Raw genomic sequence first — 20,448 nt, 5'->3', positions numbered from 1 at the left:
CGGTGTCGGTGACCGGTCGCGAGGCGCGCGGTGCGCTGGGTGCGCCGGCCTACGCCGTGACGCGCGCGCGGTGGTACTGCTGCGGCTCGTAGTCGATCGCCACGCCGAGCTCGGCGGCGGCGCGCAGGGCGAAGGACGGGTCGCGGAGGAACTCGCGGCCGACCATGACGACGTCGGCCTGGCCGGTGGCGACGACCTGCTCGGCCTGGAAGGCGGTCGAGATCATGCCGACGGCGATGGTGCCGATGCCGGCCTCGCGCTTGACCGTCTCGGCGAAGGGCACCTGGTAGCCGGGCCCGACCGGGATCGGAGCCTTCGCGACGTTGCCGCCGGTGGAGACGTCGGCCAGGTCGGCGCCGTGCTCGGCAGCCCAGCGGGCGACCTGCACGGTGTCCTCCACCGTGAGTCCGCCGTCGACCCAGTCGGTGGCCGAGAAGCGGACGACCACGGGGAAGCCCTCGCCGACCTCGGCGCGGACGGCGTCGATCGTCTCGAGCAGGGCGCGGGCGCGGTTCTCGAGCGAGCCGCCGTAGGCGTCGGTGCGGTGGTTGCTCAGCGGCGAGAGGAACTGGTGGAGGAGGTACCCGTGCGCCGCGTGCAGCTCGACCAGGTCGAAGCCGGCCTCGACCGCGCGGCGTGCGGCCGCGGCGAACGCGAGCGCCACGACGCGGATGTCCTCGGGCTCGAGCTCGCGCGGCACCGCGTAGCCGTCGAAGGCCACGGCCGACGGAGCGACCGTCGCCCAGCCGCCCTCGGCCTCCGGCACGCTGCCCGAGGCCTCGGACCAGGGGCGGTGGGTCGATGCCTTGCGCCCGGCGTGTGCGAGCTGGATGCCGGCGGCGGCGCCCTGCGCGTGCAGGAAGTCGACGATCGGCCGGAAGGCGTCGCGCTGCTCGTCGTTCCACAGGCCGACGTCCTGCGGGCTGATCCGACCCTCGGGCACGACGCCGGCGGCCTCGACGACGACGGCGCCCGCGCCGCCCTTGGCGAACCCGCCGAGGTGCACGAGGTGCCAGGGGGCCGGGACGCCGTCCTGCTGCTCGACCGAGTACTGGCACATCGGGGAGACCCAGAGCCGGTTGCGGACGGTCAGGTCGCGGATGGTGATCGGTTCGAACAGGGCGTGCGTCACGCGGGTGCTCCTTCGTCGGTCCGTGCCGCCAGGTCCTGCAGGAAGGTCCGCAGTCCGGCCGGCGACGTGAAGTGGTGGCCGACCGCCCCGATCGCGTCTGCACCGGCGGCGTTCTCGGCCCTGTTGTCGACGAACACCATCTGCTCGGGCGTGATTCCCAGGCGCTCGCACGTCGTGCGGTAGACGGATGCGTCCGGCTTGAGGACGTGCTCCTCGGCACTGACCACGACCGTCTCGAACACCGAGCCCATCGGCGACCAGCGGTACGGGTCGCCGAAGTCGCGCCCGGCGTTGGACAGCAGGGCGAGCCGGGTCCCGGCGGCGTGCAGCTCCTCGACGATCGCCAGCGCCTCGGGGTCCACTTCGAACCAGCCCGTGAAGTCGACCGCCCAGAAGCGGTGGATCTCGGTGAGGCTCCACCGCCGGCCGGTCCGCGCCGCGATCGCGCGCCAGTACTCGAGCACCGTGAGGTCGCCCCGGTCGAGGTCGTGTCGCAGCTCCTGGTACACCGGCAGCAGCTCGTCCGCGGGTACGCCGGTCATCGCGACGAGGGCGTCCCACGCGCCGTGCGGTGTCCGGCTGATCACCTCGCCGTAGTCGAAGACCACCACGCGACCGGGCAGGAACAGGCTCATGCGCTCCACCGTAACGTGGCGGTCGTGAACGACTTCGCCCCCTTCGCCCCGACCGACGCCGCTGCCTGGACCACCGCTCCGCACGGCGAGTCGACCAAGTACCGCCGGGGTGTGCTCGGCGTCGCGACCGGCTCCGACCGGTACCCGGGGGCGGCGGTGATGGGCGTCGACGCAGCGGTGCACACCGGCGTCGGGATGGTCCGCTACGTCGGACCGGACCGTGCCACCGACCACGTGCTCGCCCGCCGTCCGGAGGTCGTCTCGGGTGTCGGTCGCGTGCAGGCGTGGCTCGTCGGCTCCGGGATCTCCGCGGACTCGCTCGACGAGCTCGACCCGTCCACCGCTGACGCGTTCCGGCACGCCTCGGACGACGGCGTGCCGGTGGTCGTCGACGCCGGGGCGATCCCGCTGGTCGACCTCGGACCGCTGGCGGTGCTGACGCCGCACGCGGGGGAGCTCGCCCCGGTGCTCGAGACCTCACGCGAGGCCGTCGAGCGTGATCCGGCGACGGCTGCGGTGCGCGCGGCGGAACGGACCGGCAGCGTCGTCCTCCTCAAGGGCTCGGACACGCACGTGGCGACACCGGACGGGTCGGTCCGGCTCGTGGCGTCGTCGGCCACGCCGTGGCTCGCGGCGGCCGGCGCGGGGGACGTGCTCGGCGGGGTGCTCGGGGCGCTCGTCGCCGCACGGCAGGGCGCTGCGGAGGCGTCCGGTGCGTCGCTGTCCCCGTCGGACCTCGCGCACCTGGCCGCGACCGCCGCGGTCGTGCACGGGATCGCCGCCCGTCGTGCGTCCCGGGGTGGTCCGTTCACGATGACGGCGCTGATCGAGCAGCTGAGCGGCGTGGTCCGGGACCTGGTCGTCGACGGCGACGCGCGGGGGTAGGGCGCGCGGCCGGGCAGGCGCGGGCGCGGGCGCCGGGCTGGGCGGGCCAGCGTGCGACATCGCGCCCGTCGATCGACGCGCGCGGTGTCGCAGGATGCGTTCGCATCCGATGCGGGCGCACAGTCCGACGTGACGCGTGTCGATCGACGCGTGCAGTGTCGGCGACGTGACCCGCTGCCGGCCGGGAGGCGCGGGGCGGGCTGCCGGCGTGCCTCCCGGCCGGTGGTGGGGCGCGTCGGGACGTGGGGTCGCGTGACCGGGCCGGGTCGCGTTCGACCGACGCGTCAGGACGCGGGCGTGGCGTGCACGAGGAACTCGACGGCGCCCGCGTCGTCGACCTTCACGAAGCCGAGGTCGGGGGCCTGCACGCCGAAGTCCGAGAAGGTGATCGGGACCGTGCCGGACACCGCGACACCGTCGCCGTCGAGCCCGATCTGCAGGTCGGCGCGGACCGGCTTCGTCACGCCGTGCAGCGTGAGCTCCCCGTCGGCCCGGACCTCGGTCGTGCCCGAGCCGCTCGGGACGGCGTCGGTGATCGGTCCGGTGAGCGTGAAGGTCGCCTGCGGGAAGGCCGAGACGTCGAGGGCGGAGTCGCGGAAGTACGAGTCGCGCTGCGCGGAGTCCGTGGCGATGTCGGCGACCTGCACCGTGACGGTCGCCTCGGTGATCGTCGTGCCGTCGACCCGCGCCGAACCGGTGACGCTGTCCGTGCGCCCGGTCACGGTGACGTCGGAGCCGTTGAGGACCTCGTGCACGCGGTACCCGGCCTCGGAGTCGCCGCCCACGGTCCAGCTGCCGGACAGGTCGGCCGTGTCGAGCGTGGACGGGGCGCGGCTCGCGGCGACCGAGGGAGCCGCCGACGCCTTCGCGTTCTCGCTCGACGTGTACACGTTCGTGCCGACGGCGACGCCGACGACGGCGAGCACCGCGACGAGCAGGACGATCCCCGCCCAGACGAGGGGCTTGCGGGTGGTGGGACGCTGGCGCGGGTCGGTGCTCACCCGGGAACGGTGACACGTCCTCCTCAGGAGCGCCTGTGGAGCGGCCCGCTACGCTCGCACGGTGCAGCAGCGGTTCCGGTGGGTCGAGGGCGTCTCGCTCGCCGTGGTCGTCGTCGTGGTGCACGCTGTGCTCTGGTGGCTCGCCACGACCGCGCCGAACCTGCCGCTGGGTGACGTCACCATCACCTACCGACGGTGGATCGAGGTCGGGCGGATCGACCACTCGTGGGTCGGGGTCGACTCCGACTGGGTGTACCCGGTCTTCGCGCTCGTGCCGATGGCCGCTGCGGCCCTCGGCGGCACCGCGGCGATCGCGACCGGCTGGCTCGCGCTCATGGTGCTGCTCGACGCCGTCGCCTGTGCCTTCCTCTGGCGGTTCCGTGCGTTCGGCGTGCGGGTCGTCTGGTGGTGGCTCGTGTTCCTGCTCGCGCTCGGACCCATCGCACTCGGCCGGATCGACACCGTGGCCACCGCGATCGCCCTCGTCGGCGTCGCCTTCGTCGTGACCCGTCCGGTGGTCGCGTCGGCGCTCTTCACCGCAGCGGCCTGGACGAAGGTGTGGCCGGCTGCGTTGGTGGGCGTGCTGGTGCTGCTGCGTCGGGGACACCGGAGTGCCGTCGTGACCGGGGCACTCGTCGTGACCGGGCTGATCGTGCTCGTCGACGTGCTCTACGGCGGAGCGCCGTACCTGCTGTCCTTCGTGACCGAGCAGAGCGACCGGGCGCTGCAGATCGAGGCCCCGCTCGCGACACCCTTCATGTGGGCGGCAGCGCTCGGGGTCCCCGGAGCGGCCGTCTACTACGACCGCGAGATCCTGACGTTCGAGGTGTCCGGAGCTGGCACCCACGCAGCGGCCGCGCTGTCGACGCCGCTGATGGCCGTGCTCGTCATCGGCGGCGTGGTCCTCGCGCTGCTCGCGGTCCGGCGGGGCGCCCGTCGCACCGAGGTGGCACCGGTCCTCGCGCTGCTGTTCGTCGCGGTGCTGATCGCGGTGAACAAGGTCGGGTCGCCGCAGTACGTCGGGTGGTACGCCGTGCCCGTCGTCTGGGGGCTCGTCGCCGGGTACCCGAGCGCGCGGCGCTTCCTGCCGGTCGCGATCGGGGTGCTGCCCCTGGCGCTGCTGACGCAGGTGATCTACCCGGGGTTCTACGACGAGCTCCTCGCGGTGCACACCTGGATGGTGTTCGTGCTCACCGTGCGGAACGTCCTCGAGGTCGCCGTGCTGGTGTGGGCGGTGGTCGTGCTGGTACGGCTCGCGCGGCGCTCGCCGGAGCGTTCGTCGGTGCGGGTGTCCGAGCCGCCGGTGCGCGGGGGAGTCGACCGGGGCAGGATGGACGCATGATCGTCGCGTTCTCCGTTGCTCCGTCCGGTGGTCCCTCGGCATCGTCGGACGGGTCCGTGCACGACGCGGTCGCCGCAGCGGTGCGCGTCGTCCGCGAGTCCGGTCTGCCGAACCGCACCTCGTCGATGTTCACCGAGGTCGAGGGGGAGTGGGACGAGGTCATGGACGTCGTCAAGCGCGCCACCGAGGCCGTCGGTGCGTACGGCACCCGGGTGTCCCTCGTGCTCAAGGCCGACGTCCGCCCCGGGCACACGGGGGAGATCGACGGCAAGCTCGAGCGGCTCGAGGCGGCGCTCGGCGACTGAGCAGCCGGCCCCGGGCCGCCCGCACCACCGTGGATCGGCCCCGCGCGGTCACCGCGCAGGTGTGCGGACGAACACGAAGTCGGGACGGGGGACGTCGAGCGATCCGGTGAAGAAGGCGAGTCCGGCATCGGTCGGGTACCCCTGGCGGACGAAGCGGTCCGCGAACCGGAACCGGATCCCCGGTGCGCTGCCGTCCGCGAGTGTCCACTGCCCGGAGAAGTCCGACGAGGAACGGCCCTCGGCGCAACCGGGAGGGCTCGTGTCGGCGTTCCTGGTCCGGCACGCCAGGGCGTCCGGGATCCCGCGAGCGGTGTAGGTACCGTCCGCCGACACGACGAACTGCGCGGGCTCGGTGTCGTCCTGCCCGGCGAGCTGCCACGTCCCGGTGTAGTCGGGAGGTCCGGATGCCATCGACCCGGCGCAGCTCGTCAGCACCAGGCACAGCGCGGTGACCAGGGCTGCCAGGCCCGTCCGGAGTCCTGTCGCCACGGTCAGAAGTACATGCGGCCGGTGTTGCTGTCGCGCTCGGCCTGGCGGAGCGCCTCGGCGATCTCGGGGTCACTGCCGTCGTACTGCCGCGAGCGTGCGCCGAGGTCCGTCAGGTGGTGCATCCACAGCCACAGGCCCACCGCGACGAGCAGGACGACTCCGGTCACGATCCACCACCCCATGGCCCGATGCTACGCCAGCTGGGAGGTGCAGGACACGCCGATCGCCTCCCCGCGGTGTCGGTGGTCGGGTGTCTCATGGTCTCCACCGAGCCGCACCGGTGGCTCGGGACGACCCGGACGACGACGAGGAGCGCGTGATGATGCACGACGGCTGGTGCCCCGACTGCGACCTGCAGACGGTCGTCATCGACGGTGACGAGCAGACCGGCGACGCCTGGGCGAGCTGCACCGAGTGCGGGTCCGGGTGGGTGCACCGCGACGAGCTGCCCGAGCTGGCGTCGGCCGGGGCGCGCGAGGAGCGCCGCGCGGCCTGAGGTCCGTCGAGCAGCGACGGTGCCTGTCGCGCTCGCTCCTCCGGCGGGAGCCGGTCTCGCTCCACAGTCGCGCGTCCGGCTGATGTCGAATCGATTCGGCCCGTCGTCTTCCGTCGGCTGTTTGGAGCGGTCTACACTGCTGGGACCGGGCCGCTGCACGTGTGCTCGGACCGTTCGACGCCGAACACGGACCGACCCCGTCGCCGTCTCACCGCCGTACCGCCGTCGTGCGCGTGCCGGCGGGAACGGGACCGTGTGCATGCCGTGCAGCGTGGCGATCCGGCCGATGTCCCGGCGAGCGAGCCGGAACGCAGCTCCGTCCTCCCGCCCCCCGTTCCCCCCCCGATCCAGACAGGTCGCATGACGCTCACCACGCCGACGCAGCGCGCGTTCGCCCTCATCGCCCTCGCCCTCGGTGGCTTCGCCATCGGGTCGACCGAGTTCGTCGCGATGGGCCTGCTGCCGAACATCGCCGAAGCCCTGCTCCCCGCGCAGTACGCGGCCGACCCCGCCGCCGGGGTCGCGCACGCCGGCTGGCTCGTCAGCGCCTACGCGCTGGGGGTCGTGGTGGGTGCGCCGACGATCGCGGCGATCTCCGCCACGTTCCCGCGCAAGGGCCTGATCCTCGTGCTCCTCGTCGGCTTCGTGGTCGCCACGGTCGCGAGTGCGGTCCTGCCGAACTTCGGGCTCGTGCTCGTCGCACGCTTCGTCGCCGGTCTGCCGCACGGTGCGTACTTCGGCATCGCGTCGATCGTCGCGGGCGAGATCATGGGGCCGGGCAAGCGCGGCAAGGGCATCGCGATGGTGATGCTCGGCCTGTCGATCGCGAACGTCGTCGGCGTGCCCGCCATCACCTGGATCGGGCAGAACGCCGGCTGGCGCATCGCGTACGGCGTCGTCTCGCTGCTCTTCGCCCTGACGTTCCTCGCCGTCGCGGCCTTCGTCCCGCGGAGCGCCGCCGACGAGCACGCGACCGTCGGACGGGAGCTCCGGGCCTTCCGGTCGCCGCAGCTCTGGATCGTGATGGGGCTCGGTGCGGTGGGCTTCGGCGGGTTCTTCGCCGTCTACTCGTACATCTCGCCGCTCGTGCAGAACGTCACCGGGCTGCCCGAGTCCGCGGTGCCGCTCGTGCTCGTCGTGGTCGGCCTCGGCATGGTCGTCGGCGGGGTCCTCGGTGGGCACCTGGCGGACCACAGCGTCAAGCGGACGATCTACATCGGGATGCTCGCGCTCATCGGCGCCCTGCTCGTGACCGTCTTCACCGCCCAGTGGGTCTGGGGGGTGTTCCTCGGCGCGTTCCTGCTCGGAGCGACCTCGTCGGCGATCCCGCCGGCGGTGCAGTCTCGCCTGATGGACGTCGCCGGCGACGCGCGGACCATCGCGGCGGCGCTGAACCACTCGGCGTTCAACATCGGCAACTCGCTCGGCGCGGCGCTCGGTGGAGCGGTCATCGCAGCCGGGTTCGGGTTCCTGGCCCCTGCGTGGCTCGGTATCGTCCTCGCGCTGCTCGGTCTGCTCGTGACGATGGTCAGCTACGGCGTCGAACGGCGGACGGACCGCCGCTCCGCCCTGCGGTCGTCGTCGCCGTCGACCGGGCCGATCACCGCGCCGGTGCCGACGGCCTGACCGGAGCCGACGCACCCACACGACGGACGGGAGGCCCGTGGCGGTGTCGCCACGGGCCTCCCGTCCGTCGTGTGGAGCGACTACAGCCCGACCGGGCTGCCGTCCTGCACGATGATGCCGTCGGTGATCGCGCGCTTCCGCAGCGCGACCTTCGTGCCGACGTCGAAGCCCGCGACGCGGTACTTCTCGCGGATGCGCTTGAGGTAGCTCTTCGCGGTCTCCTCGGAGATGCCGAGCTGGTAGGCGACGCTCTTGACGGGCTCGCCACCGCCGTACAGCGCCATCACGCGGCGCTCCTGCGCGCTGAGCTTCGGCACGCCGCCGACGTCGCCGCTGTTGATCGCCAGGTCGAGCTCGGCGGAGACGTACTGCTCGCCGCGCTGCGCGGCACGGATCGCCTCGACGATCATGTCGGCGTCCTCGCTCTTCACGAGGTAGCCGAGAGCGCCGGAGCCGAGGGCCTCGCGGACGACGTTCGGCTCCGAGTACGTGCTCATCACGACGGTCTTCACGCCGGCGGTCTTGAGCGTCGAGATCTTCAGCGAGACCGGGATCGAGTCCTTGAGGTCGAGGTCGAGCAGCACCACGTCGACCGGGAACGCCGGGCTCGTCAGGAGCTCCGGCCAGGTCGTGACGGCGGCGACGAGCGTGATGTCGTCGGCGGCGCTGCGGATCCACTCCGTGAGCGCGCCGAGCAGCATCCGGTGGTCGTCGACCAGTGCGAGTCGGATCGGTTGCTCTGGAGTCGCCATCAGGCGTCCTTTCTCGAAGGCGGTGCACGCCGATCCTAGGTGTCGGGACCGTCCGGGCTGGGGATGTCGGCCGGGTGTCCGGCAGTTCGCGCCCGTCTACATCGACGGGTGTCGATCGACGACGCAGTGCGAGACGACGCGGAGCACGCCGTCGCGGAACGACTCGGTGTACGGGCCGATGCGCTGCAGGGCGCTCCACGCGGTCGGGCCGAGGCGTCGGCGCGGGGTCCCGCGCGACTCGAACACGATCGGGACGTCCATGCGCTCGTCGGACACCGGGTGCCCGTCGGAGCCGATCGGACCGAGCGTGACCGAGACGACGGGGGCACCCGGCTGTGCGGGGCGACCGTCGCCGACCATCTGCCACAGGGCTTGCAGCAGGCCGTCCCGCTGGGCGGGGCCGAGGTGCCCGGCGAGGGACTGCGGATCGGCCACGCTGACGGCGCGCCCGAGGTGGTCGGACTCCGTGATCGCGTGGTACAGCCACGTCTCGCGGCGTCCCTCGATGAGGTGCAGGCGCAGCTCCGTCGCCAGCGACGCGGCGACGGAGGCCGAGGCGTCCGAGAGCGGCAGCGGGTCCGAGCCGTTCGCGACGGCGTCGAGGAGCTTCTCGGCGGCCAGGTCGAGCCGGGCGAGCTCGTCCGACGCGAGCATCCCGACGGCGAACTGCGGCGCCTGGACGTTGCTCTGCACGAGCACCCGGTCCAGCTCGCGCTGCACGAGCTGGCGGAAGCGGTGCACCACGAACAGTGCGATCGACGGCGGGACCACCACGAGCGCCAGCAGCGAAACGATGCCCGGCAGGGTCGCCGGGGTGATCGGCGTCGACACGGCCGCCATCACGGCGAACCCGAGACCGAGCACCGCGATGGCGGCGGCGACCTCGCGCGCGGGCCGGAGCGTCGCCACCGGGAGCAGGGCGAAGCCGGCGGCGACCGAGGCGCTGGCGGTGTGCGCGATGTCGTGCTCGGGGAGGATCCCGACGAAGTCGAGTGTCACGACGCACGCCAGGACGGCGCAGATCAGCGCGAACGCGGTGCCGGTGAGCCGCTCGCCGTAGGTCATCAGGCTGAGGCCGACGCCGATCGCCGCGACCAGGTACAGCGCCCAGGCGCCGGCGGGCAGCCACGGGTTCGCGTAGTCCGGCAGCCGGACCAGGAAGAAGACGATGCCGGCGACGGCCTCGATCGCGGTGAGGACCGCGGCGCCGAGGCCGAGGTAGCCGGCTCCGAGCGACGCACCGGGCTTGGCGGCCTGCCGGAGCGAACGGGCACCCGTCGAGGTCGAGGGGAGCCCGCGGGCCTGCCGTCGCTCGCTGCCCCGGTAGCGCTCGCGCGCTTCGCGACGGGTGCGCGGTGCCGGCTGCACGGTCTCGCCCGGGAGCCCGCGGTTGATGGTGTCCTCGGGGACGCGGGTCATCGGGGAGCCTCCAGGACGACGGTGGTGCCCGATCCCGGGGCGGAGAAGAGCTTGGCGTCGCCGCCGACCTCGCGGAGGCGGTTGACGACGCTCTCCTTGTAGCCGAGGCGCTCCGCGCTCACCGCGTCGAGGTCGAAGCCGACACCGGCGTCGGTCACCATCGCGCGGACGGTCTCCTGGTCGTGGACGATCGTGACGTGCGCTTCACCGACGCCGGCGTGGCGCCGGACGTTCTCGAGGCACTCGCCGAGGGCCAGCAGGAACGCGTCGAGCACGTTCGACGGCAGCAGGACCTGACCGGTGCCGTGCCAGCTGACCTCGAGCCCCATCCGGCCGAAGCGCTGCTTGACGGACTCGAGGGTCTGGCCGAGCGGCGACTCCTCGACGCGGGTGAGCGAGTAGTCGCCGGACTGCTGGGGCTGCGGGGTCGCGCCGAGTCGCAGGTGCCGGAGGAGCCTGGCGTCCTCGGCGGCCTGCTCGCGCATCGCCTGCTCGGACACGCCGACCCCGGAGTGGGCCAGGAGCGTGAGGGTCGCGAGCACGGTGTCGTGCAGCAGTCGGGCGCCCTGGCGTCGCTGCGCCTCGGTCTCGCTCGCCTGCCGTTCCGCACGGTGCGCCGTGCCGATGCTCTGGATGCGCCGGGCGACGCGGGGGATGCTGCGCGCGATCCACACCGAGACCACGGCGACGAGCACCCAGCCGAGCACCACACCGGCGGTCGGGCCGGAGAGCGGGCCGCCCGAGGCCCAGACGACGGCGCCGACGGCCGCGACACCGGCGACGATCGTCATCGCGAGCCCGACCGGCGCGCCGCGCTGCGCCATCAGCGGGGCGGACAACGACCCGGCCGCCAGCGGCACGACGGCGCTGGCGACGACGGACCGCACGTCGGGGTCGGCACCGAGCAGCAGGAGCGCGAGGGCCCCGAGGCCCGAGGCGAGTGCGAGGGCGGTCCACCACACCGACCCGTTGGTGCCGAAGACGAGCAGCGCCGCGATGAGCACCGCGATGCAGGCGAGTGCGCCGAGCAGGGGGACCAGGGGGACCGCGAGCGAGCTGACGATGCCGACGACGGAGACCAGGGCGCAGGTGATGCCGACGACACGGGTCGTCGACCGCAGCAAGCGGTCGCGTTCCTGTGCGATGAAGTCCATCGGTGTCCTGGTGGTGACGTCGGTTCGGTCGGGTCCGGTGGTTCGCCGGACCCCGCGGGCGGGGTACCCGTCGCCATCATTCCACGCGGCCCACCCGTTGTGGGGTGTTCGGCACGCGGACGTGGACAGATCGGTCCGCGGGTGCGCCGGGCGCGCCGCGCCCGTGCCGCGGCCGTACCGGGCCGTTCAGTCGAGCAGCCGTCGCAGGTGCGCCCCGACCGCCTCGTGCTCGATGAGGAAGCCGTCGTGTCCGAACTCGCTGTCGAGCACCGCGGCCCGGTCCCCGTCCAGCGTGTCGGGGATCCCCGCCGCGATCCGGTGCTGGTCCTCGAGCGGGAACAGACGGTCGCTCGACACCCCGACGACCAGCGTCCTGGCGGTCACCGCCGCGAGCGCCGCCGTCACCCCGCCGCGCCCGGCCCCGACGTCGTGCGAGTCCATCGCGTGCGTGAGCGCGACGTACGACGAGGCGTCGAACCGCCGGGTGAACCGGTTGCCGTGGAAGTCGAGGTAGCTCTCGACCGAGAACCGACCGTCGTCGCCGAGCGGGGAGACGTCGCTCTGCCACGACCGCGCGAACCGCCCGTTGAGCTCGTCCGGCGCGCGGTAGGTCATCAGTGCCATCCGCCGCGCGAGCGACAGCCCGCGGTGCGGTCCTTCGCCGACCGCCGCCTCGAAGTAGTCGCCGCCGGCGTACGCGGGGTCGGTCTGGATCGCGGCACGCTGCAGCGAGTTCGCGGCGATCTGGTCCGCCGTGGTCTGGGCGGTCGACGCCAGGACCGCGAGCCGGGCGACCCGGGAGGGGTGCGCCACCGCGAACTCGAGCGCGTGCATGCCGCCCATCGAGCCGCCGACGACGGCGGCGAAGACGTCGATGCCGAGCGCGTCGGCGAGCTGCACCTGGACCGCGACCTGGTCGCGGACGGTCACGAACGGGAAGCGTGACCCCCACTCGACGCCGTCCGGCGCCACCGAGGACGGGCCGGTCGTGCCCTGGCACCCGCCCAGCATGTTCGGGGCGACGACGAACCACCGGTCGGTGTCGATCGCCAGGCCCGGTCCGACGACGTCGCCCCACCAGCCCGCCGTGCGGTGCCCGGGTCCGGCCGGACCGGTGACGTGCGAGTCGCCGGTCATGGCGTGCAGGAGCAGCACCGCGTTGCTGCGCGCGGCGTCCAGCTCGCCCCACGTCTCGTAGGCCACCCGCACCGACGGGATCCGTCCGCCGCGCACCCACTGCTCGCCGAGCGCGGTGAACCGCCGGGAGCCGGGGTGGTCGCCGGGACGCCAGGCGCCGGTCACGGGCGGCTTGCCGAGCGTCCCGAGCTCGGTCCCGGGCACGAGGGTGGACGGGACCGAGTCCTCGGGGATCGTCTGCCAGTCCATCGTGTCCAGTCTGCCGGGAGGCACGCCCCACCTCCGCCGTGTTACGTCATGCCCGGCGCGTCACCGGCGCGTGCTCCGCGAGGGGGACGGGCCGGGCCGGGGCGCTACGCCCGCTGGCCCTCCTGCGAGACGGCCCGCGCCGCCGCGAGCCCCGCCTCGAGGTCCGCACGGAGGTCCTCGACGTTCTCGATGCCGACCGAGAGCCGCACCAGGCCCGGGGTGACCCCGGTGGTGAGCTGCTGCTCGGGCGTGAGCTGCGAGTGCGTCGTCGACGCCGGGTGGATGACGAGGGAGCGCACGTCGCCGATGTTCGCCAGGTGCGAGAACAGCCGCAGCTCGTCGACGAACGCCTTGCCGGCCGGCACCCCGCCCTTGAGCTCGAACGACAGCACGGCACCGACACCGCGCGGCGCGTACCGGTTCGCCGCCGCGTACCAGGGCGACGTCGGCAGCCCGGCGTACGACACGGAGGCCACCTCCGGGTGCCGGTCGAGCCACTCCGCGATCTCCTGGGCGTTCGCCACGTGCCGCTCCATGCGCAGCGACAGCGTCTCGATGCCCTGGAGCAGCGCGAACGCCGTGTCCGCCGAGTTCGACGCGCCGAGGTCGCGGAGCAGCTGCACCCGGGCCTTCACGACGTAGGCGAGCTCGTTGCCGACCGCCTGCGCGAACACCGCGCCGTGGTACGAGGGATCGGGGGAGTTGAACTCCGGGAAGCGGTCGGCGTGCTCCGACCAGGCGAACCGTCCGCCGTCGACGATCACGCCGCCGATGACGGTGCCGTGGCCGCCGAGGAACTTCGTCGCCGAGTGCACCACGATGTCGGCACCGTGCTCGAACGGCCGGATGAGGAACGGCGTCGCGATCGTGTTGTCGACGATGAGCGGCAGGCCGGACTCGTGCGCGACGCTGCTGACGCCCGCGATGTCGAGCACGTTGATCCGCGGGTTGCCGATCGTCTCGGCGAAGAAGAGCTTCGTGTTGGGGCGGACGGCGCGACGCCACTCCTCGAGGTCGTCCTGGTCCTCGACGAACGTCGTCTCGATGCCGAGCTTCGCCAGCGTGTACTTGAACAGGTTGTACGTGCCGCCGTAGATCGACGACGACGAGACGATGTGGTCACCGGCCCCCGCGATGTTCAGCACGGCGTACGTCTCGGCCGCCTGACCGCTCGACACCAGCAGCGCGCCCGTACCGCCCTCGAGCGCGGCGATGCGCTGCTCGACGACGTCGTTCGTCGGGTTCATGATCCGCGAGTAGATGTTGCCCGGTTGCGCCAGCGCGAACAGGTCGCGGGCGTGGTCCGAGTTCTCGAACACGTACGACGTCGTCCTGTAGATCGGCGTGGCCCGTGCGCCGGTGGTCGGGTCCGGCTGCGCGCCGGCGTGGACCTGCGTCGTCTCGAACCGCCAGGCGGCTGCGTCGTTCGTGCTCATCGGGGCTCCTGTCGGGTTCGGTCCGTCATGGCGTCGCCGCGGACGACCGGGAGGCCCGGGGCGTCGTCGCGACGTCCGTCACGCTACGCAGGTGGCGGGGCGGGCACCAGCGGGGCCGCCTCGCGACGTAACGCGCGTGCGTGGCGCGTCCGTGGAGTCGACGCGACCAGCCGAGGGACGGCAGCGGCGCGGTGCGGTGCGCCGTGCCTCCCGGCCGGACGCGTCGGCCCCCGCCTGGCAGGATCGGACGGGACGAGAGGGGGCGTCGTGCGCGCTCAGGACGTGGCGGACAGGAAGTTCCAGCCGACGGTGTTCCGGAACGGGTACTCGCAGGACGACGTGGACGACCTGGCGCTTCCGTCGGACCCGGATGAAGTCCGGGTACGACTGCGACGAGGTCGACGATTTCCTCGTCGAGGTCGTGGTCGCGCTCCGGGCACTCGCCCGCTGAGCGGTCAGCGCTCGACGGGCTCCCGGCGGAACAGCCAGTCGACGTTCGGCTCGAGCAGCCAGCGCATGCCGCGCCGCACGAACGGTTGCGCGAGGAACAGGCTCACCGCGCACGCCACGGCGACCATGAGCAGCACGTACGGCCACGCCGAGTGCTCCCCGGCCAGGACGCCGGACTCGCGGATCGGGTAGAGCACGAACGTGTGCAGCAGGTAGACGTACATGGTCGCTGCGCCGAACCGGGTGAGCCAGACCGTCCTGCGGGGCACGAGCAGCAGGAACGACGCCGTCAGCACGGTGGCGAGCAGCACCAGGCCGAGGCGGACACTGCCGGCCCACCAGGCGTCCTCGCCGAGCCCGGAGTACGAGTCGTCGTAGAAGAACCAGTGGTGCAGGTCGAAGCCCTTGAACTGCGGGATGAACAGCACGCACGCGGCCGCCCACACCGCGAAGACGACGACCGCGGCCGCGCGGAGACGGACCACGACCCGGCGGGGGGCCTCGTACCAGCGGTCGAACACCCCCCACTGCTTGACCTGCCACCCGAGCAGGAAGAACGGCAGCAGGCTGATCGCGCGTCCCAGGGAGAACGTCGAGTCGACGTTGTCGAGGTACCCGACGCCGACACTGAGCACCACGGCCCAGACGAGCGGCCACCGCAGGATCGCCAGGTAGGGCAGGATCAGCCGGAAGATCCCCAGCGCGAGCAGGAACCACAGCGTCCAGGTCGGCTTCGTCGGGTTGAACTCCTTGCCGCCCTCGACGATCGCCTGCACCACCGTCCAGATCGTCTGCATGACGATGTACGGCACCACGATGTCCGTGAAGGTCCGCCGCATCCGCTCTGCGGTCGGGGTCGCCGCCGACGAGAAGTACCCACTGATGACGCCGAACGCGGGCATGTGGAACGCGTAGATGAAGGTGTAGAGCGCGAGGGCGTGCTCGCTGCCGGCCGTCTGCCGCTGGATCGCGTGACCGATCACGACGAGCGTGACGGCGACGAACCGAGCCGTGTCCCACATCGGGATGCGTCGCGGCGACCGGCCCGGCTCGAGCGGCGTCGCCGGAGCCGAGGGCGCGGGGGGAGCGGCGTCCGTCGTCATGGCCGGTCACGTTACCGGATCGTGACCTCGACGGGTCGGTACGGTGGTGCCGACACCCACTGGAGGAAGCCATGGCAGCACGTCCCGACACCGGTCGACCCGACACCACCGAGCGGCTCGCCGTCGTCACGGGGGCGAGCTCCGGCATCGGTGCCGCCACCGTTCGGCTGTTCCGCGAGCGCGGCTGGCAGGTGCTCGCCGTCGCCCGTCGCCAGGACCGGCTCGAGGCGCTCGCCGCGGAGACCGGGGCGTCGTTCCTGGTCACGGACGTCACCGACGCCGACGCCGTCGCGGCGCTCGCCGCCCGGGTGGACGAGGCCGGCGGCGCGGACGTGCTCGTGAACAACGCCGGCGGAGCACTCGGTTCGGCGAGCGTCGAGGAGTCCGACGTGGAGGACTGGCGCGCCATGTTCGAGGTGAACGTCATCGGCACGAAGCGGGTCACCGCCGCCCTGCTGCCGCAGCTCCGGCGCCGTGCGGCCACGGCCGGGGTCGCGGACATCGTGACCGTGACGAGCACCGCGGGACACGTGGCCTACGAGAACGGCGGCGGGTACAACGCCGCCAAGTTCGCCGAGCACGCCCTGGTCGGCGCCCTGCGGCTCGAGCTGAACGGCGAGCCGCTGCGCGTGGTCGAGATCGCGCCCGGGCTCGTCAAGACCGACGAGTTCGCCCTGACGCGCTTCCGGGGCGACCGCGAGAAGGCCGAGGCGGTGTACACCGACGTGCCGGGGCCGCTCGTCGCCGAGGACGTCGCCGAAGCCGTCGTGCACGCGGTCGAGCTGCCGGCGCACGTCAACCTCGACCTGGTGACGGTGCGACCGGTCGCGCAGTCGGCACAGCACAAGCTCGCCCGCGGGCCGCTGACGCCCCGGAGCTGACACCGGGCCCGTCCGGGGCCGTGCGCCGGTCCCGGCGCGCGCGGTGTCCGGGCGCGGGTCGCGGCGGGTGGCTCCCTGCCGGTACCGTGGGCGGATGCCGATCAGCAGCGAACCCGGGCAAGCCGCGCAGGCTCCCTCGACCGTGACCGTGACGAGCGGGCCCGAGGTGCTCGGCTGGCTGGAGTTCGGTGACGCGGCGCGGCTGCTCGCCAAGGACGTCCTGTCGTCCGGCTTCGAGCCCGAGGTCGTCGTGGCGGTCGCGCGCGGCGGGCTCATCATCGCCGGCGCCGTGGCGTACGCGCTCGGCACCAAGGAGTGCGGCTCGATCAACGTCGAGTTCTACACCGACGTCGAGCAGCGTCTCGACGAGCCGGTCATCCTCTCGCCCGCCCTCGACGCGCCGAGCCTGGCGGGCAAGCGCGTCCTCGTGGTCGACGACGTCTCCGACTCCGGCCGCACCCTGCGCCTGGTGGTCGACATCATCCGGAACGCCGGCGCCGACGTGCGGAGCGCCTGCCTGTACTCGAAGCCCGGCACCGTGCTCGAGCCCGACCACGTGTGGCGTCGTGTCGACGGGTGGATCACCTTCCCGTGGAGCGCCCTCGCCCCGGTGACGGCCGAGTCGTGAGCATCCACCTCGTCGGCGGGGGTCCCCTCGTCGCGGCCGACGTCGCCGCCCCGTTCCTGGCCGAGGCCGCCGCGCGTTCCGCCGCGGTCGGCCGGAGCGTGCCCCGGATCGCCCTGCTCTCCGTGGCCGGCCCGTCCGGTGCCGCCCCGTCGTCGACCGCCGACATCGCCGAGGTCCTCGGTGGCGCCCGACAGGCCGAGGTCCTGGTGACCGAGGTCGGCGCGGGCGAGGTCTTCGCCACGACGGTCCTGAGCGACGTGGACGCGCTCGTGATCGGCGGCGGGGTCACCCCGGCGTACCTCGACGCGATCCAGCCCCTCGTCGACCAGATCCGGCTCCTCGTGTCCGACGGACTGCCGTACCTCGGCTACTCCGCCGGTGCGATGGTCGCGGCAGACCGGGCGCTCGTGGGCGGGTGGCGCATCGGCGGCGTCGAGGTCTGCCCGCAGGAGTCGTCCGAGGGCCTCGACGAGGTCGAGCTCCGCGAGGGGCTCGGGCTGGTCGACCTGACGATCGACGTGCACGCCGTGCAGGCCGGCACGCTGGCCCGACTGATCGCGGCGGCCGAGGCGGAGTTCGTCACGGCCGGGCTCGCGATCGACGAGGACACCGCGCTGGTCGTCGGCGAGGGTGCGCTCGAGGTCCGCGGGACGGGCAGCGTCTGGCGTGTGGTCGCCGGCGACGAGTCCGTCTCCGTCGCGACCATGGGCGCCTGACCCCCGTGCACCCGCACCCGCTGCGCGACCTCGTCGACCCCGGGTGGGCCGAGGCCCTCGCGCCGGTCGAGGCCGACGTGCACCGGATGGGCGACTGGCTCCGCGACGAGGTCGCCGCGGGTCGGCGCTACCTGCCGGCCGGTGACGTCGTGCTGCGTGCCTTCACGCAGCCGTTCGACGACGTGAAGGTGCTCGTCGTCGGCCAGGACCCGTACCCGACGCCCGGACACCCGATCGGACTGTCCTTCGCCGTCGACCCGCACATGCGACCGGTCCCGCGCAGCCTGGCGAACATCTACCGCGAACTGCACGACGACCTCGGGGTGACGCCCCCGCCGCACGGCGACCTGCGGGCGTGGTCGGAGCAGGGCGTGCTCCTGCTCAACCGGGTGCTGACCGTCGAGGACGGTGCCGCCGGCAGCCACCGCGGCAAGGGCTGGGAGGCCGTCACCGACCAGGCCGTCCGTGCGCTCGTCGCGCGGGGGAAGCCCCTCGTCGCCGTGCTGTGGGGCGCGCAGGCCGCGTCGGTCCGCCCGTTGCTCGGCGACACCCCGGTCGTGGCGTCGGCGCACCCGTCCCCGCTCAGCGCCTCCCGCGGGTTCTTCGGCAGCCGGCCGTTCTCGCAGGTCGACGCGCTCCTCCGCGAGCAGGGTGCCGACCCGGTCGACTGGACGCTCCCCGCCTGACACCCCTCGTGGTGCGATGGCCCCGGGCGCATCGCAGCCCGTAGGCTCGGACCGTGCTCGAGGAGGAATACCAGCGCCGTCGTGTCCTGCCGCGACACCTGCGTGCGCCCGTGCCCGCCGAGGCGACGTTCTCGTACACGATCCGGGCCGCTGAACCGCGGGACCTGCCGGACGTGCGCGAGATCCACACGCACTACGTCCGGAACTCGTCGGTGACCTTCGACCCGTCGGCGTTCACCTTCGCCCGCTGGAAGCAGCGCTACGACGAGGTGCGCCGGCGCGGGCTGCCGTTCCTCGTCGCCGAGAACCCCTCGGGGCAGATCCTCGGCTACGCCCTGGTCGACCCCTGGAACCCCCGCGACCGGTCGAACCACGTGGTCGAGGACTCGATCTACCTCGGTGCCGCGTCGGGCGGGAAGGGTCTCGGACGGGCTCTCATGGAGGCGCTGCTCGCGGAGTGCCGTGCCGCCGGCGTCCGCGAGGTCATCGCCGTGATCGCCGACCGGCAGGCCGAGGCCTCGATCCGGCTGCACGAGCGACTCGGCTTCGAGGAGGTCGGCCGCATGGGCAAGGTCGGCTACAAGTACGACCGCTGGCTCGGCACCGTCACGATGCGGCTGCGCCTGCGCGGCCCACGGTTGTTCGCGCGCGCCGGGCGCTGACGCGAGCGCTCCGAGGCTGCGCCCTCGTGGCGGTGTCCGACGTGCGCGAGACGCCGGCGTCGGCGCGGAGCGCCCTCGACGTGCGCGAGACGCCGCCCGGATCGCGGCGTCTCGCCACCCGGTCGGCGTCTCGAGCATCCTGCGGCGTCCTGCACGGGTGCGGGCCCTTCGGTGTCGGGCGGCGCCGGGCGGGAGGCGCGTGGCGGGGTCGCCCCGAGCCTCCCGGCTGCCCGATCCTTCCCATGACGTGTGCGATGGCTGGTCGTTCCGGGCGTCCCTGGTGCTCTGGGAACGTCAGGTACGCCCGGTTCCGTCAGGTACGCCCGGTTCCGTCAGGTCCGCCCGATTGCGCCGGGCTCGCCCGGTTCCGTCAGGCGCCCGGCGCCTCGGCGATGAACTCGTCACGGGTCACGCGCAGCAGCGCCGTGGCCGCCTCGCCGGCAGCGGCGGCGTCCCCGGCGACCACGGCGAGCGCCACCGCCTCGTGACGGACCGCGGCGTCGCGGGTCCAGCGGGAGATGGTGTCCCGCGACTCCGACGTCCGCGTCCGCAGGAGTGCCTCGACGGTGCCGGCGAAGTGCGTGAACACGGCGTTGCCCGACCCGGTCAGGAGTGCGCGGTGGAAGCGGACGTCGGCCTCGAGGTAGGCGCGACTGTCCTCCCGGCCCCAGGCGTCGAGCATGTCCCGCGCCGCGAGCAGGACCGCCTGACCGGGCGAGCCGGTGTCGCCGGGCGAGCCGGAGTCGTCGGACGCTCCGGCGTTCCCCGCGACGAGGGCCGCTGCGACGGGTTCGACCCCGAGACGGAGCTCGAGCAGCTCCCGCTGCTGCACGAAGTACGCGGGCGAGGCGCCGCGCCACCGGATGACGGTCGGCGCCAGGAGCTCCCACGACGACACGGGGAGCACCTGCGTGCCGACCCGCTGCCGGGGCTCGACCAGGCCGAGGGACTGCAGGACGCGCAGGGCCTCGCGCACGACGGAGCGGGAGACGCCGGACTCGGATGCGACGAGCTCCGGTCGGACGACGGTGCCGGCGGGCAGCACCCCGTCGACGATGCGCTGGCCGAGGGTCTCGAGCACGTGCGCATGGAGGCCGCGGGCGGTGGTCATCGTTCCTCCGGTCGTGCTCTGCGGGACGGACGGCGCGTGACGGTCCCGTCCCTGTGACGCGGACTCCATCGAAGCGGCAGAATGCGCCGGACGGCGGGTGCCGCGCGGCAGATCGTTGTACAGTCTGATTTATCAGATTATTGGGGTGCCCGA

Annotated in this window: 23 protein-coding genes; 11 read left to right on the top strand and 12 right to left on the bottom strand. The window is 73.2% G+C overall.

What is annotated here, in order from left to right; genetic code table 11:
* Positions 1 to 49 precede the first annotated feature (49 nt).
* Together M3666_RS09620 and M3666_RS09615 are read right to left on the bottom strand one after the other, a co-directional pair.
* On the bottom strand, positions 50 to 1,132 hold the full coding sequence (locus M3666_RS09620) for an NADH:flavin oxidoreductase/NADH oxidase (protein WP_251155093.1): 1,083 nt from the start codon (positions 1,130 to 1,132) through the stop codon (positions 50 to 52).
* Positions 1,129 to 1,767, bottom strand: a complete 639-nt coding sequence (locus M3666_RS09615) for an HAD family phosphatase (RefSeq protein ID WP_066654754.1) — start codon at positions 1,765 to 1,767, stop codon at positions 1,129 to 1,131. Before M3666_RS09615 ends, M3666_RS09620 begins: the two co-directional genes overlap by 4 nt.
* A 24-nt stretch (positions 1,768 to 1,791) precedes the next feature.
* Between M3666_RS09615 and M3666_RS09610 the strand changes: the two genes are divergently transcribed.
* Positions 1,792 to 2,652, top strand: a complete 861-nt coding sequence (locus tag M3666_RS09610) for an ADP/ATP-dependent (S)-NAD(P)H-hydrate dehydratase (RefSeq protein WP_251155092.1) — start codon at positions 1,792 to 1,794, stop codon at positions 2,650 to 2,652.
* Positions 2,653 to 2,936: 284 nt separating this feature from the next.
* Here M3666_RS09610 and M3666_RS09605 read toward each other — a convergent pair whose 3' ends face one another.
* On the bottom strand, positions 2,937 to 3,653 hold the full coding sequence (locus tag M3666_RS09605) for a YceI family protein (protein WP_251155091.1): 717 nt from the start codon (positions 3,651 to 3,653) through the stop codon (positions 2,937 to 2,939).
* A 61-nt stretch (positions 3,654 to 3,714) separates the two neighbouring features.
* On the opposite strand from M3666_RS09605, the gene M3666_RS09600 reads away from it, so the two are divergent.
* Positions 3,715 to 4,995: a DUF2029 domain-containing protein gene (locus M3666_RS09600; RefSeq protein WP_251155090.1), complete on the top strand. Its 1,281-nt coding sequence runs from the start codon at positions 3,715 to 3,717 to the stop codon at positions 4,993 to 4,995.
* The gene (locus tag M3666_RS09595) at positions 4,992 to 5,300 is read left to right on the top strand and encodes a thiamine-binding protein (protein WP_066654734.1); all 309 of its coding nucleotides are present in this window, start codon (positions 4,992 to 4,994) and stop codon (positions 5,298 to 5,300) included. The genes M3666_RS09600 and M3666_RS09595 overlap by 4 nt, the downstream gene beginning before the upstream one ends.
* A gap of 48 nt (positions 5,301 to 5,348) precedes the next feature.
* Here M3666_RS09595 and M3666_RS09590 read toward each other — a convergent pair whose 3' ends face one another.
* Together M3666_RS09590 and M3666_RS09585 are read right to left on the bottom strand one after the other, a co-directional pair.
* Entirely contained in the window at positions 5,349 to 5,789 is a 441-nt protein-coding gene (locus M3666_RS09590) for a hypothetical protein (RefSeq protein ID WP_251155089.1), read from the bottom strand.
* Between the two features lie 2 nt (positions 5,790 to 5,791).
* Entirely contained in the window at positions 5,792 to 5,971 is a 180-nt protein-coding gene (locus tag M3666_RS09585; RefSeq protein ID WP_066654730.1) for a hypothetical protein, read from the bottom strand.
* A 98-nt stretch (positions 5,972 to 6,069) separates the two neighbouring features.
* Between M3666_RS09585 and M3666_RS09580 the strand changes: the two genes are divergently transcribed.
* Both M3666_RS09580 and M3666_RS09575 read left to right on the top strand, forming a co-directional pair.
* Positions 6,070 to 6,285 carry a hypothetical protein gene (locus M3666_RS09580; protein ID WP_066654728.1) on the top strand — a complete coding sequence of 72 codons (216 nt, stop codon included), beginning with the start codon at positions 6,070 to 6,072 and terminating at the stop codon, positions 6,283 to 6,285.
* A 360-nt stretch (positions 6,286 to 6,645) separates the two neighbouring features.
* Entirely contained in the window at positions 6,646 to 7,911 is a 1,266-nt protein-coding gene (locus tag M3666_RS09575) for an MFS transporter (RefSeq protein WP_251155088.1), read from the top strand.
* Between the two features lie 80 nt (positions 7,912 to 7,991).
* On the opposite strand, the gene M3666_RS09570 is transcribed toward M3666_RS09575, so the two are convergent.
* From M3666_RS09570 to M3666_RS09550, 5 genes are all read right to left on the bottom strand, one after another.
* Positions 7,992 to 8,663 carry a response regulator transcription factor gene (locus tag M3666_RS09570; RefSeq protein WP_066654724.1) on the bottom strand — a complete coding sequence of 224 codons (672 nt, stop codon included), beginning with the start codon at positions 8,661 to 8,663 and terminating at the stop codon, positions 7,992 to 7,994.
* 96 nt (positions 8,664 to 8,759) lie between these two features.
* Complete coding sequence (locus M3666_RS09565) at positions 8,760 to 10,082, bottom strand: hypothetical protein (RefSeq protein ID WP_066654722.1); 1,323 nt, start codon at positions 10,080 to 10,082, stop codon at positions 8,760 to 8,762.
* Positions 10,079 to 11,236, bottom strand: a complete 1,158-nt coding sequence (locus M3666_RS09560) for a sensor histidine kinase (protein WP_066654721.1) — start codon at positions 11,234 to 11,236, stop codon at positions 10,079 to 10,081. Before M3666_RS09560 ends, M3666_RS09565 begins: the two co-directional genes overlap by 4 nt.
* A 186-nt stretch (positions 11,237 to 11,422) precedes the next feature.
* Complete coding sequence (locus M3666_RS09555) at positions 11,423 to 12,622, bottom strand: homoserine O-acetyltransferase (RefSeq protein WP_251155087.1); 1,200 nt, start codon at positions 12,620 to 12,622, stop codon at positions 11,423 to 11,425.
* A 104-nt stretch (positions 12,623 to 12,726) separates the two neighbouring features.
* Positions 12,727 to 14,058 carry a bifunctional o-acetylhomoserine/o-acetylserine sulfhydrylase gene (locus M3666_RS09550; RefSeq protein ID WP_066654715.1) on the bottom strand — a complete coding sequence of 444 codons (1,332 nt, stop codon included), beginning with the start codon at positions 14,056 to 14,058 and terminating at the stop codon, positions 12,727 to 12,729.
* On the opposite strand from M3666_RS09550, the gene M3666_RS17235 reads away from it, so the two are divergent.
* Positions 13,967 to 14,509, top strand: coding sequence for a DivIVA domain-containing protein (locus tag M3666_RS17235; RefSeq protein ID WP_374109576.1), 543 nt, complete (start codon positions 13,967 to 13,969; stop codon positions 14,507 to 14,509). The two genes, M3666_RS09550 and M3666_RS17235, sit on opposite strands and share 92 nt — an antisense overlap.
* 4 nt (positions 14,510 to 14,513) lie before the next feature.
* On the opposite strand, the gene M3666_RS09540 is transcribed toward M3666_RS17235, so the two are convergent.
* Entirely contained in the window at positions 14,514 to 15,611 is a 1,098-nt protein-coding gene (locus M3666_RS09540) for an acyltransferase family protein (protein ID WP_251155086.1), read from the bottom strand.
* Positions 15,612 to 15,682: 71 nt separating this feature from the next.
* On the opposite strand from M3666_RS09540, the gene M3666_RS09535 reads away from it, so the two are divergent.
* From M3666_RS09535 to M3666_RS09515, 5 genes are all read left to right on the top strand, one after another.
* A complete protein-coding gene (locus M3666_RS09535) occupies positions 15,683 to 16,492 on the top strand; it encodes an SDR family oxidoreductase (RefSeq protein ID WP_251155085.1) in 810 nt (269 codons plus the stop codon).
* A gap of 94 nt (positions 16,493 to 16,586) precedes the next feature.
* Positions 16,587 to 17,120 (top strand): phosphoribosyltransferase, encoded by a 534-nt coding sequence (locus M3666_RS09530; protein WP_235426338.1) that lies wholly within the window; start codon positions 16,587 to 16,589, stop codon positions 17,118 to 17,120.
* Positions 17,117 to 17,836, top strand: a complete 720-nt coding sequence (locus M3666_RS09525) for a Type 1 glutamine amidotransferase-like domain-containing protein (protein ID WP_251155084.1) — start codon at positions 17,117 to 17,119, stop codon at positions 17,834 to 17,836. Before M3666_RS09530 ends, M3666_RS09525 begins: the two co-directional genes overlap by 4 nt.
* Before the next feature lie 5 nt (positions 17,837 to 17,841).
* On the top strand, positions 17,842 to 18,522 hold the full coding sequence (locus M3666_RS09520; RefSeq protein WP_251155083.1) for a uracil-DNA glycosylase: 681 nt from the start codon (positions 17,842 to 17,844) through the stop codon (positions 18,520 to 18,522).
* Between the two features lie 53 nt (positions 18,523 to 18,575).
* A complete protein-coding gene (locus tag M3666_RS09515) occupies positions 18,576 to 19,184 on the top strand; it encodes a GNAT family N-acetyltransferase (RefSeq protein WP_209682310.1) in 609 nt (202 codons plus the stop codon).
* Between the two features lie 370 nt (positions 19,185 to 19,554).
* Here the strand turns inward: M3666_RS09515 and M3666_RS09510 are convergent, their stop codons facing one another.
* Complete coding sequence (locus tag M3666_RS09510; protein WP_251155082.1) at positions 19,555 to 20,295, bottom strand: FadR/GntR family transcriptional regulator; 741 nt, start codon at positions 20,293 to 20,295, stop codon at positions 19,555 to 19,557.
* Positions 20,296 to 20,448: the final 153 nt, after the last annotated feature.

Source organism: Curtobacterium sp. ODYSSEY 48 V2, from assembly GCF_023712625.1.
Lineage (GTDB): Bacteria > Actinomycetota > Actinomycetes > Actinomycetales > Microbacteriaceae > Curtobacterium.
The sequence above is the reverse complement of the archived record's forward strand: the minus strand, read 5'-3'. Positions and strand labels throughout refer to the sequence as shown.

Coding starts and splice junctions, on each gene's coding strand:
- M3666_RS09615 (WP_066654754.1), bottom strand. CDS start 1,767: ATGAGCCTGTTCCTGCCCGGTCGCGTGGTGGTCTTCGACTACGGCGAG.
- M3666_RS09595 (WP_066654734.1), top strand. CDS start 4,992: ATGATCGTCGCGTTCTCCGTTGCTCCGTCCGGTGGTCCCTCGGCATCG.
- M3666_RS09585 (WP_066654730.1), bottom strand. CDS start 5,971: ATGGGGTGGTGGATCGTGACCGGAGTCGTCCTGCTCGTCGCGGTGGGC.
- M3666_RS09575 (WP_251155088.1), top strand. CDS start 6,646: ATGACGCTCACCACGCCGACGCAGCGCGCGTTCGCCCTCATCGCCCTC.
- M3666_RS09570 (WP_066654724.1), bottom strand. CDS start 8,663: ATGGCGACTCCAGAGCAACCGATCCGACTCGCACTGGTCGACGACCAC.
- M3666_RS09565 (WP_066654722.1), bottom strand. CDS start 10,082: ATGACCCGCGTCCCCGAGGACACCATCAACCGCGGGCTCCCGGGCGAG.
- M3666_RS09560 (WP_066654721.1), bottom strand. CDS start 11,236: ATGGACTTCATCGCACAGGAACGCGACCGCTTGCTGCGGTCGACGACC.
- M3666_RS09555 (WP_251155087.1), bottom strand. CDS start 12,622: ATGGACTGGCAGACGATCCCCGAGGACTCGGTCCCGTCCACCCTCGTG.
- M3666_RS09550 (WP_066654715.1), bottom strand. CDS start 14,058: ATGAGCACGAACGACGCAGCCGCCTGGCGGTTCGAGACGACGCAGGTC.
- M3666_RS09540 (WP_251155086.1), bottom strand. CDS start 15,611: ATGACGACGGACGCCGCTCCCCCCGCGCCCTCGGCTCCGGCGACGCCG.
- M3666_RS09535 (WP_251155085.1), top strand. CDS start 15,683: ATGGCAGCACGTCCCGACACCGGTCGACCCGACACCACCGAGCGGCTC.
- M3666_RS09530 (WP_235426338.1), top strand. CDS start 16,587: ATGCCGATCAGCAGCGAACCCGGGCAAGCCGCGCAGGCTCCCTCGACC.
- M3666_RS09510 (WP_251155082.1), bottom strand. CDS start 20,295: ATGACCACCGCCCGCGGCCTCCATGCGCACGTGCTCGAGACCCTCGGC.